General features: G+C 60.7%; 12 protein-coding genes and 4 pseudogenes. 8 read left to right on the top strand and 8 right to left on the bottom strand.

Translation table 11 applies throughout. The features are described 5' to 3' along the window. Positions 1 to 78, top strand: a pseudogene (locus MOV76_RS36210) (antirestriction protein); the annotation flags it as partial. 182 nt (positions 79 to 260) lie between these two features. Here the strand turns inward: MOV76_RS36210 and MOV76_RS36205 are convergent. After that, positions 261 to 1,451, bottom strand: coding sequence for a DUF1173 domain-containing protein (locus MOV76_RS36205; protein WP_247266352.1), 1,191 nt, complete (start codon positions 1,449 to 1,451; stop codon positions 261 to 263). Between the two features lie 123 nt (positions 1,452 to 1,574). Here MOV76_RS36205 and MOV76_RS40405 point away from each other — a divergent pair. Next, positions 1,575 to 1,781: pseudogene (locus MOV76_RS40405) on the top strand (hypothetical protein); the annotation flags it as partial. A gap of 77 nt (positions 1,782 to 1,858) precedes the next feature. Here the strand turns inward: MOV76_RS40405 and MOV76_RS36200 are convergent. The 3 genes from MOV76_RS36200 to MOV76_RS36190 all read right to left on the bottom strand — a co-directional run bounded on the left by MOV76_RS36200 (position 1,859) and on the right by MOV76_RS36190 (position 3,358). Continuing rightward, positions 1,859 to 2,365, bottom strand: coding sequence for an RES family NAD+ phosphorylase (locus MOV76_RS36200; RefSeq protein ID WP_131599312.1), 507 nt, complete (start codon positions 2,363 to 2,365; stop codon positions 1,859 to 1,861). After that, positions 2,362 to 2,844 carry an antitoxin Xre/MbcA/ParS toxin-binding domain-containing protein gene (locus MOV76_RS36195; protein WP_247266351.1) on the bottom strand — a complete coding sequence of 161 codons (483 nt, stop codon included), beginning with the start codon at positions 2,842 to 2,844 and terminating at the stop codon, positions 2,362 to 2,364. The genes MOV76_RS36200 and MOV76_RS36195 overlap by 4 nt, the downstream gene beginning before the upstream one ends. 229 nt (positions 2,845 to 3,073) lie before the next feature. Next, positions 3,074 to 3,358 (bottom strand): WGR domain-containing protein, encoded by a 285-nt coding sequence (locus MOV76_RS36190; protein ID WP_018517764.1) that lies wholly within the window; start codon positions 3,356 to 3,358, stop codon positions 3,074 to 3,076. A gap of 635 nt (positions 3,359 to 3,993) precedes the next feature. Here MOV76_RS36190 and MOV76_RS36185 point away from each other — a divergent pair. The 5 genes and pseudogenes from MOV76_RS36185 to MOV76_RS36165 all read left to right on the top strand — a co-directional run bounded on the left by MOV76_RS36185 (position 3,994) and on the right by MOV76_RS36165 (position 6,298). After that, entirely contained in the window at positions 3,994 to 4,317 is a 324-nt protein-coding gene (locus MOV76_RS36185) for a DUF736 family protein (protein WP_222286520.1), read from the top strand. Positions 4,318 to 4,634: 317 nt separating this feature from the next. Beyond that, a complete protein-coding gene (locus MOV76_RS36180; RefSeq protein WP_018245178.1) occupies positions 4,635 to 4,793 on the top strand; it encodes a hypothetical protein in 159 nt (52 codons plus the stop codon). 246 nt (positions 4,794 to 5,039) lie between these two features. Next, positions 5,040 to 5,566 (top strand): annotated as a pseudogene (locus MOV76_RS36175) (hypothetical protein). A 52-nt stretch (positions 5,567 to 5,618) separates the two neighbouring features. Continuing rightward, positions 5,619 to 5,888: a type II toxin-antitoxin system prevent-host-death family antitoxin gene (locus tag MOV76_RS36170; RefSeq protein WP_018245177.1), complete on the top strand. Its 270-nt coding sequence runs from the start codon at positions 5,619 to 5,621 to the stop codon at positions 5,886 to 5,888. Further along, a complete protein-coding gene (locus tag MOV76_RS36165) occupies positions 5,885 to 6,298 on the top strand; it encodes a hypothetical protein (RefSeq protein ID WP_247266350.1) in 414 nt (137 codons plus the stop codon). The genes MOV76_RS36170 and MOV76_RS36165 overlap by 4 nt, the downstream gene beginning before the upstream one ends. A gap of 20 nt (positions 6,299 to 6,318) precedes the next feature. On the opposite strand, the pseudogene MOV76_RS36160 reads toward MOV76_RS36165, so the two are convergent. The 4 genes and pseudogenes from MOV76_RS36160 to MOV76_RS36145 form a co-directional block, all read right to left on the bottom strand. Further along, positions 6,319 to 6,623, bottom strand: a pseudogene (locus tag MOV76_RS36160) (alkylphosphonate utilization protein). 118 nt (positions 6,624 to 6,741) lie between these two features. Continuing rightward, entirely contained in the window at positions 6,742 to 8,655 is a 1,914-nt protein-coding gene (gene traG / locus MOV76_RS36155) for a Ti-type conjugative transfer system protein TraG (protein ID WP_247266349.1), read from the bottom strand. Beyond that, positions 8,646 to 8,885, bottom strand: a complete 240-nt coding sequence (locus tag MOV76_RS36150) for a conjugal transfer protein TraD (RefSeq protein WP_018245174.1) — start codon at positions 8,883 to 8,885, stop codon at positions 8,646 to 8,648. The genes traG and MOV76_RS36150 overlap by 10 nt, the downstream gene beginning before the upstream one ends. After that, the gene (locus MOV76_RS36145; RefSeq protein WP_247266348.1) at positions 8,875 to 9,162 is read right to left on the bottom strand and encodes a TraC family protein; all 288 of its coding nucleotides are present in this window, start codon (positions 9,160 to 9,162) and stop codon (positions 8,875 to 8,877) included. The genes MOV76_RS36150 and MOV76_RS36145 overlap by 11 nt, the downstream gene beginning before the upstream one ends. Before the next feature lie 221 nt (positions 9,163 to 9,383). Here MOV76_RS36145 and MOV76_RS36140 point away from each other — a divergent pair. Beyond that, positions 9,384 to 10,442 (top strand): MobA/MobL family protein (locus MOV76_RS36140; RefSeq protein WP_247266347.1); only part of this gene is annotated, 1,059 nt, incomplete at its 3' end.

The following is a 10,442-nucleotide window of genomic DNA, read 5'->3' as shown; positions in this document are numbered from 1 at the left end:
GCGGCAGCGCATGCGCAGCGCGCCGTCGACTACCTGCATTCCTTGCAGCCGGAGTTCGACGAGGAGGCGGCGGCGTGAGCCGTCTCTTCCTTCACTCAACCATGAGAGACGGGGACCACTGTAGCGCCGAAAGCCTCGCGAGCGCGGTGCGGGCCCTCTGCCTAGGGCACTAGACCGTCGATCCTCCGTGCCGTCGGTGTGGAGCATATGCCTGATGATCAAATCCCCTCGTCAGCATAGGCAAATCAAGACTTTTCGCTTCAGGGGAGCCTCGGCATCTCCCCCTCCGTGACGTGCCAGATCCAGGGTGTGATTTCCGGTATTGCGTCGATCATCTCAGCCAGCGCATTCTCGAAATCTTCGCTGGCGCCGGGAGGCACGATGAACATTGCAACGGGAGCCGGGCGTTGTTCCGGCAGGGTTACAGAAACGACCGGTTGCTCGCGGGAGAGATTGAAACGCAAGCCTTTCACGCTCTTTCGCTTCAGCCTTGAAAGCCGTTCCAGGAGATGTTGCTCATGGACGCTCTCGAACGGAATCCAGTTCTCGTTGACCACCATCATGGCGATCTCCTCGATGGATGCGATCCCGGTGTCTGATATCCCGAAGGTCGCAATCATGATAAGATGGAAGTCTTCGCTCGATCGCCAGAGCTCGAGATCCGTCTCGTATCTGGCACCCAACCGCTTCCACGTACCTTCCTCGATTATGAAGGGGAAGGGGAGGTGGCGGACGACGATTTTCCGGCTAACGCGGGCTGCGGCGAACTCCTTGACCTCCGCCACGGTCACCATCAGCTTCCGGGGCCCCGGGCGGGAGGCGTAGGCACCAGCAAGCGCAGCCGCCCGCCGCGCCGCTATTCCCTCGCGGTCCTCCTGATGAAACACTTCAGGCACGAACAGGATGTCACTTAACGGGTCCCCTTGCGCGGTCATCTGCAAGGCGGCGTTGAGAAGACTTGCCCGCACCCGGCTCCAGCCGCGCTTGCCGGTCCACGACGCGCGCCATTCCGTAAGTTCCCCTGCCTCCCAGAGATAATGCAGGACGGCGCGCAACGAGAGCTTCTTCGTCTCGTTGCGGAGCGCGGCTTCAGACGCGTGCGTTGAGAGCGCTGGCGTGTTTCGAACACTTTTCTTTGTCAGAGGAAAATCGAGCCTCAGGGCGGCTTTCCCATTTGCGTCGATATGGATCGCGCTGCCGATCAAGGATCCAAGGCCCGATAGCTCGTAGGGCGGCTCATAGGAAGGGCAGGTGGGGTGATGACGATGCCCCGAAAGCGGCATGCGCTTGATGACATGGAGACCGTCGACGCGCGCGATGTACATAGGGAGCGGCGGGTCTTTGCATTGGCAAAGTGGCCGGACGTTGTGCGTGTAAGCCTGTTCGAGGCGAGCCCGAAGCTCCGGAGCGTCTTCATCGAACGCCTGTTCGCCGATCAGAAACTTTCGCACATCGCCCTCAATCACTTTTTGCTGAGCCGAGCCGGGTGCGAAAATGTAGCACGGACTCCAGTTTCATACTACCTTAAAACAGTCAGTAAATTGGAGATGAGGCTGCGGGCCTTGAAGCGCAAGGGTGGCTCGCCGAAGGGCCTGAGCGCGTCGCCGCCTGCTGGGCCGAAGCACGCCAAGGCCGCTCCTTTTCGTCGTAATGACGAGATGCTCTCGGTCACGCCGACCGGCGTTATCATCTTTCCCGGCTCCGGCATCACAGGCAATCGCGCCGACAAGGACCGCCGGCTCGGAATCCCGGTCTGGCAAGCCGCGGAGGATGGCGCGTGAGCGCTTTCCTTCGTGCGGGGGAAAGCCGGATGGTAATGAGATCGCGTCGCAGGTTGCGGCGACGCAATCGGGCTCGTTCATATCGTGGGTGGATGCAATCGTGTATCGAGAGCAAAAGCATCCTGGAACTTCAGCGCATAGGCGCCCGCCGCGCCGCCTGCCAGAAAAATCAGGTTCCAGCTATGCGGCGAGACCGCGCTCGGGATCGCGACGAAACGATGCTGTCGAAGCAGATCGTTTCCGAAGGCTTGTTGTCCCGCGCCGGGAATGCCCGGGCGCAGCCAGTTGGGATTGGGCACGCTTCCCGGATCGACAACATGGACATCGCCGGCATCGGCAATGACAGCTGCCGTCATCACATGTGCCACGGTGTCGAGCGCCCGGAACCCCTTGTGGACCGCAACTTCAAGGATCGCCGTCGCGGGATCGAGCGAGCAGTAGACCGCGTGAATCCCCTTGCTGTTCCAGCGGCCGCCAACCCGATAGGCGCCTTCCCCGCTATCCCATGTCGGCGCATGGACAACCTGATCGAGCCGCCACGCGACCAGTTCGGTCCCGCCGAGCGCGATTGGCAAAAGAGTCATGCATAGACGCCGTATTCCAGGCGGTCGAGATGATCCTCGACAAGCTCGACGCCGGCGGGCGTCCCGAGAAGATCGATCGGGCGGCGCTGATCAAGCCCGACCGCGGGACGCTCCAGCCATTGTTCGGCTTCTGCCTGCGATCCGAAGATATCCGTTGCCTTTGCGAGGATCTCAGCAAACTTCCAAGCGCGGCCGCTCTGTTCCTGGTTGAGCGGCTTGGAAGGCGTGTCCTTCCGCCGCTGCCAGGTGCGCAAGCTCATGCCCACCGCCTTTTCGAGGGACTCATTCTTGGCGATGACAACGAGATTGCCGACAAGGTAATCCAGCGCCGAGGCAGGCAGACCATGCAGAAGCAACTCATGCGCGTCGAGCGCATTGGTCAGGCGACGCGACAGAGTGCGCGAGCCGCCGAGCAGTGCTTCAATTTTTTGCAGTTCACTGCCTACTCCGGAGGAAGGTGCTTTTGCGGCGATGGCCATGATCTTTCTCCTGCGTCATCTGTCGTTCCTTACATGTCATGTGTCGCCATCAATTTCAAGGGCCGAGGGGCGCATCCGGCGTTTTCGCCGGACCGGGCTCTATTGCGCCGGGCGAGCCGGCTTCACGAAGCCTGCGGTGCAGTGTTCGCGCCTGAAGGCGTGACGATCCTTTGCGCGGGCGGCTACCGCGCTGCTCTAAGACGCGAACGCGCGGATATGCATCGCGCGATCAGATCAGATTCCCGATGGCATCGCAGCCTCGGTCCGGCCTATAGCCCTTCCGACGTTTCCGGCGCGCAAGTTCGAGAAAATGCGCGATGGCTTCCCGTTCGGTCTCGAACACGTCGGTCCTCTCGCCGCCACGTCTGCCGATCCGTCCCCAGCTGCGCACGACCGCGGTTTCGCCGAACAAGGTAGGCTGGATCGCGAGCATGTAATAGCGCGCCATGTCGCGGCTGGCATCAATGCGCTGGCAGTAGAGGTGGAACGACATTCGGCTCATGCCGGGGATCATTCCCGTGGGGACCGATCCTGTCCAACGAGAGTTTTGAATCCTTTGCAGCCGATGGATTCCGTTTTGTGATGTGTTGGCGCGTTTAGGACGGCGCAGAACGCTCGACGAAGCCGGCCCTGGTCGCTCGGTGTGGCCGGGCGCTGACGGTTGGATCTCCCGATGGAATACTGTCGGATGCGTCAACCGGGACCGGGGCAAGTCGACGAAGGATCACGTGTTCGACCCCTCGAGCTAACAACTCCACCCGGCATGCCCTGCGGCCAGCAGGAAGCGCTGCGGTTCCAGCCCGCGCCGATCTCACCGACTGGCAACGTACCATTGGGCAGTTGGCGCGCGCCTCTCGCTTGCGGTGATTAGGAGCGGGATGAGAGCTTTACGTAGAATGGCGGCGAGGAACTCTAAGAGCTCCTAGCCCTCTTGTAGAGCCGCGACCCGGGCTGACGTGATGGTTTGTCCCGCCCTTCGGTTGCGTGAGACCATTCCCGTTCTCCATGTCGCCTTTCTAAGGGATCGGCCGCCATCACCGTCAACCCGCAAGGGGTTCCCCTGCGCTGGCGCTCCGGTGACGCCTGCGGCTCGGCCCCTTCTTCGGGCGCCATCGGGAATGGTCCCGAGCAACCGAAGGAGACAATACCATGGCCACCACGATAGCAACCCTGACGCAGAAGAGTGACGGCAGCCTTGAAGGCATCTTCGCCACCATCCGGGTCAACGCCCCGATCGCCATCGTCCCGAACGCCCGCAAGGCGAACGATGAAGCACCCGACTACCGCATCATCCACCGTAAGACCGGCTTCGAGATCGGCGCGGGCTGGAACCGCATCGCTCGCCTGACCGGCGAGGAATACCTCTCGGTCAAACTGGAGGCTCCGGAGATCGGCGTAATCTTCGGCAATCTCACACAAGCCCCCGGCGGCAAGCCGAACCGCAAGGTTATCCTCTGGAACAACCCGAACTGAACGACCAGCAGCCGGCCTCGAGCGATCGGGGCCGGCTTACGCAGTGACGGCGCCTGAGGCGATCGGCTTTGCCTGTCGCCTGTTTTCTGGTGGCAAACGAAACGTGGATTGTCTGCTCAGTTCGCCAAGTCTGCCATGAGGTCCGTGCCGCCTCAAGGTCGCGCGGCCCCTCCAATTTTGCCTCCGCTGCGGTTTCCTCCGCTGCGGCAAAATCGGCACCTCCGCGCGCCGGCTCCGCCGGTCGCTGATCCGAACCTTGACCCGACCCGATCCTCACGACCGCCGGCGTCATCTTTCACGTCAACAAGGAGATGACGATGACGAACGAAAACGCCTTCAACATCGAATGCACCATCGAGGAACTGCGCCTTGAAGCCAGGGAAGCGCCGACCGCTGAGGAGCGTCGCCGCATCGAGGCGGAGCTGGAAGCCGCGCGCGCCGAACTTGCAAAACAGACCGGAGAGGAGTTGCCGTAAGGCGGCTCTTTCTCACTGTACACCGAGGCAGCCAGCCCGGATCGACCGGCCCGTCCGCCTGTGAGGGTTCCCATCGAGATCCCCGCCGGCTGACGCCAGAAACGGTCGCAACCCCTTTGGGGTCGCGGGTCTCTTCTCTCTCTGACGTCCAATTTTACTCCAGCAAATCCGGCGTCAAGGACGGCACGGTCTCCCCCCCTTTGCAAGGGAGTGGCCGATCTTCGTCATCAAGAAGGAGATCACATTATGATAACCGATCAGAACCTCATGCCCTACGCCAAGCTTGCCGGTTTTGGGCTTGTCGTCGTCGCAAACCGCTTCGGCTACAACAGCGGTTTCTCTCAAGAACTTCATGATCGCCTGATTGAAGGGCTCGACGCTGCAATCGCTCGGATCCTGATGGTGATGGCATTGGAACGAAGGTTTCTCACCGGAGAGGATGAATTCGCCGAATATCAGATGCAGGGCGAGAACGAGATTTTCGGGCGTTTCACCATCAATTTGCTGGACGAGCTAGAAATTGATTTCGACACACATGAGTACCGCATCAACGGCGGCGACTGGATCAACGTTTTGACGGCGGATGAGGGTGGAGTCGAGGTCCGGCTTCCGACGTTGGTTAGGTTGACCGACGAAGAATTCGGTCGATTATTTAGGGCATCACCCTGGGAACTGGCATCCCCGTTCATGCGGTGCGCACTGCTGGACGCCGCAATTCCCTCCTAGGCAAGGCCGCAACTCGTCAAATCAGCAAATTTGCAACATTGTTGTAAATGCTGTATGTTGCAACAAATACAGCAACTAAGAGACCCAAAGGAAACCCATATGCCTAAGTCAAGCGGTTCCTATTCAACCAGCGACCTCTCCCGTAAGTCTGGCGACATCATCGCCGAGGCTCTGCGCCATCCAGTGACCATCACCCAGCGGAATAAGCCCCGACTGGTCCTCCTCAATATCGAAGACTACCAACGGCTGATGAAGCAGTCGGACCGGCGTACCGTGGGGACCATCGAAACGATGCCTGATGAACTGGTTGCCGAGTTCGAAAACGCCGTCGAGGCATACGCAGGCGAGGACGAGGCAGGCCGCTCATGAACTACGAGTTGATCCAGACCGCAAGCGGCATACGCTATCCTTATCTATGGGCGAGAGAGGCGGGGCGTGGAGAGACGGAAGGACGCAAGGAGCGGCCGGTAGCCGTCGGCGTGAGAATGCCACGGCCCGATGGTGATCTGGTTCTCTTCTTTCCCGTTACCACCAAGCAGCCGGAGGCGTCGCGGTTTGCCGTGGAAGTGCCGGCTATCGAAAAGCGCCGCGCTGGCCTCGATGCTGATCGCAGGCTCTGGATTATCTTCGATGAGTTCAATACCGACATCGTCGGAAACTCATACTATCTGGAGCCTGAGCCGCCAACCGGCCGCTTCAGCAAAGCCTTCTTCCTGCCGCTGCTGCGTGAATTCATCCGTCGCCGCAAGTCGGCCACGGAGGTCAGCCGATTCCGTTGAGCAGGCCCTGAAAACTCGAATTAACGTTTGCGTACGAACTCGGTGCGCAGAACGAGACCCTTGATTCCATCATGGCGGCAATAGATCTCCTCGGGATTATCGGTGAGGCGGATCGACCTGATGACGGTACCCTGTTTCAGCGTCTGGCCGGCTCCCTTGACCTTCAAATCCTTGATGACGGTGATCGAGTCACCATCGGCAAGAACATTGCCGCTTGCGTCTCGAACGACCGTCTCACCGTCACTGGCGGATGCTGCCATCTTCGACGCCGGACGCCATTCGCCTGTCACTTCGTCATGGATGTTTGGTCGTTTTCAGCGGCCATGCTCGTCTCGGTTCCTCAGAAGTCCTTGGCGCCTTCCGTGCGGGAGCGGCGTACAAAGCGCCTTTCGCAGACGTCCGCCCAACGCAACTCGGGCGGCGGCGCTGAACGTGTAAGCTCGTCAACTCCGCACGAAGCGATTGGTCTTTGCTTGCTCGTCCGTATCCTTCCGCCGGAAATAGATCGCCCGGCCGCAGCGGATCGGGCTATGGCCTTGAACGATGATGATCTGCTCGTCCTTGCGCATCGACTGGGTGATCTCGTGCGGCATGATCAGCGGCCGGCGCTGGAAATTGACGCTCTCGGATTTGCGCGTGCCGCCGCCTTTCGTGTCCCAGCCGATGTTGCGCGACCGCCCCTGAACCTCAACGGTCATCTCCCCGCATTGGGCAGAAACATTGCGCGCCGTATCGAGGGCCTTGATCGCCGCATAGGAGGCGAAGGCGCAGCCATCGATCCATGACGTCGCGCCATCCTTCCCGAAGTGCCGTTCCAGCTGTCCGACCGATTGATAGAGCAGCATCATGCTGATGCCATACTTGCGGCCGCGATCGCGTGCCTCTTCCAGCACGCGCATGTAGCCGAGCAGGTCGACTTCATCGAGCATGAAGAGCGCCCGACGGCTGAAGCCGCCATCGGCCTGGACCATGGCGTTGATCAGAGAGCCGATGATGACACGCCCGATGCCGGGATAGGAGCGCAGGATCGACGCCGGGATATTGAGGAACACGTCCGTCTTGGCCGACACGATATCGCTCGACCTGAAGGCGTTGCCGCAGACGAGCGCGGCGTAACTATCCAATGAGAGCCATTGCGTATCCTTCGACGCCGTCGAATAGACACCGGAGAAGGTCTGTTCGGTCATGTTGGTGAAGACACCAAGCGTTTCACGGATGAAGGCAGATTCCGAGTGCTCCTGAATGTCGCGCAGCATAGCGAGCACGGAAGGTTCAGGCTCGGAAACGATCTGGCGCAGGCTGCGCAGGTTTCGCCGGCCGGCATATTCCGGCGACAGCATGACATGGGCGAGCAGTCCGGTCAGGAGATTGTGCGCCTGGTTCTGGAAGTAGGAGCCAGTTGAGGATTCAAAACGCAGGCTTTCGGACAGAAGCATGTGGGCGATGCCGACGATATCCTCCTCTTTTCGCATCGAATGCTCGATGCCGTCGAGGACATTGAAGCTCATGATTGGGTTGGTCGGATCGAGCACCATGACATCGCGCCCGAGAATGCGGGTGCGATGCTCGACCACCATCGGCGCAACCTCGGTGGAAGGATCGAGGCAGATCAAAGGGCCGGAATAACGCAGTGCGGTCGGCAGGACGTTGCTGGTCGTCTTGTATCCGCCCGATCCGGCAAAGAAGAGCATATGGGTGGAATCGAAATCTTGTTTGTAGGTCAGGAGTGGCGCCTGGCCGCCCTGTCCCCACGTGCTGCGATCCTTCGGATCGAAGGGCACTTGGTGGACGGTTTCCTTGTCGACGCGGTAACGCTCGCCGACAACGATCTCGCCGTCGGGCGGAAAGAGCCTTGCTGCCGCCGACATTGAAAGCCAATCGGCATCGCCAAAGGTTCCGCCCCTTGCCCGTTTGACTGCCTCGGGCACGACGACGGAGATCCGGGCGGCAACCGCCACAGTCATGAAGCCCGCCAGGGCGCCGATGACGGCAACGAGATCCAGATAGGAAAGCGCCTGGTCCCAGGTGACGATGCCACGCTCCACCGATGGCACGAGGCGTCCATATTCGCGCAACGCGTAAAAACCGGCGACGACGAGAAAGCACAAGAGGCTGGCCACGGCGATTGGCCGCCGGCGATGCAGCGGCAACGCCCAGACGGTCAAAAGTCCTGCGAGCGGCCCAAACAGGAGCGCCGGCACGGGTGCCGCTTGCAGGAACCAATATTCGATCTTGCCGGAGAGGCCGTGGGCCAGTGCCGGCCATCGCCAGCCGATGATGTAGACGGTGATCGCTGTTACGGCGATCGGCACGAAGACCAGCAGCAGGCTCGGATGCAATCGACCCTTCAGCGCCATCCGGCGGTCTCCTCGACGCGCGGTGTGGACGGACTGAGCGAAGGGCGCCTGAACGCCTCTTTGCCGATATCGCGCAACCGCCTATGTTCGGCCGATCCCGCTATCACCCTTGCCAGTTCGATGAGGCCACCCAGAAGAAAAGCCCGGTCGGCCGTCGACAGACCAGCCTTCACGACGATGCCGCCAAGCAGGAGTTTCTCGCGTGCTTCCTTCTTGCGGTCAGCCGTCATGTGAAACCTCCGACGTCGATCCAGTGCCACCAACTGCCGGTCGACGCGTTTGAGGAGATGCAGCACCAGTGCCTTTGTTCTCCTCTTTGCGAAATCGAGCGGCGATCTCTTCGACGATCCGCTCGACCTCCTCGTCGGCGATCTCCATTTCCGCCAGCCCGGACTTCGTCGCCGCGCGGGCAAACCGCTCCGCCGATTTAACTATCAGAATTCGCCGACGTTCTCGCAACTTCTCCATCTGCGCATCGAGATCAGAAATTGATGATTTTACGGCCATTGGTGAATCTCCCTTTCCCGAAAATAGCCTCCGAAGACCGATTATACTAACTACAAAACGATAGTTAAATAGGCTATTTTCGACCAGCCCCAAAACGTCGCAGCCGGAATTTCGGCCGATGGCCGTCTTCCGGAAAAGCGGCATCGGCCCTGCGTTCCGATTGGTTTGAGGGCGCAATATACGTCGCTGTCGCGACGTGCTCGGGTGAGGTGGAGACGACAGTGGCGATCATGTTCGTCAGAGCACAGGTGATCGGCAGGGGCGCGGGACGCAGCGTCGTCTCGGCCGCCGCCTATCGTCATCGCGCCCGGATGATGGACGAACAGGCCGGCACATCGTTCAGCTATCGCGGCGGAGCTTCCGAACTGGTGCATGAGGAGCTGGCTCTTCCGGACCAAATACCGGCCTGGCTGCGGTCGGCGATTTCTGGTCAATCCGTCGCCAAGGCGAGCGAAGCGCTGTGGAATGCCGTCGATGCTTTCGAGAAACGCGCCGACGCGCAGCTGGCGCGCGAGTTGATCATCGCGTTGCCGGAAGAGCTGACGCGGGCTGAGAACATCGCGCTGGTGCGGGAGTTCGTGCTCGACAATCTGACTGCGAAAGGGATGGTCGCCGATTGGGTCTATCACGACAAGGACGGCAACCCGCATATCCATCTGATGACGACGCTCAGGCCGCTGGCGGAGGAGGGGTTCGGGCCAAAGAAGGTTCCTGTCCGTGGCGAGGACGGAGAGCCGCTGCGGGTCGTCACGCCGGATCGCCCGAATGGCAAGGTCGTCTACAAACTCTGGGCTGGCGACAAGGAAACCATGAAGGGATGGAAGATCGCCTGGGCGGAAACGGCCAGCCGGCACCTGGCGCTTGCCGGTCACGAGATCCGGCTCGATGGCCGCTCCTATGCCGAACAGGGCCTCGATGGCATCGCGCAGAAGCACCTCGGACCGGAGAAGGCAGCACTCTCCCGCAGGGACGCGGAGATGTATTTTGCTCCAGCCGACCTTGCCCGTCGCCAGGAGATGGCCGACCGGCTGCTTGCCGATCCTGCACTTCTGCTGAAGCAGTTGAGCAATGAACGCTCCACCTTCGATGAGCGCGATATCGCCAAGGCGCTGCATCGCACTGTCGACGATCCCGCGGACTTCGCCAATATCCGCGCGCGCCTGATGGCATCGGACGATCTCATCATGCTGAAGCCGCAGCAGATCGATGCCGAAACGGGAAAGGCGAGCGAACCTGCCGTCTTCACCACGCGGGAGATGCTGCGCATCGAATATGACATG

The organism is Rhizobium sp. PRIMUS64 (assembly GCF_023006465.1).
Classification (GTDB): domain Bacteria; phylum Pseudomonadota; class Alphaproteobacteria; order Rhizobiales; family Rhizobiaceae; genus Rhizobium; species Rhizobium leguminosarum.
The sequence above is the reverse complement of the archived record's forward strand: the minus strand, read 5'-3'. Positions and strand labels throughout refer to the sequence as shown.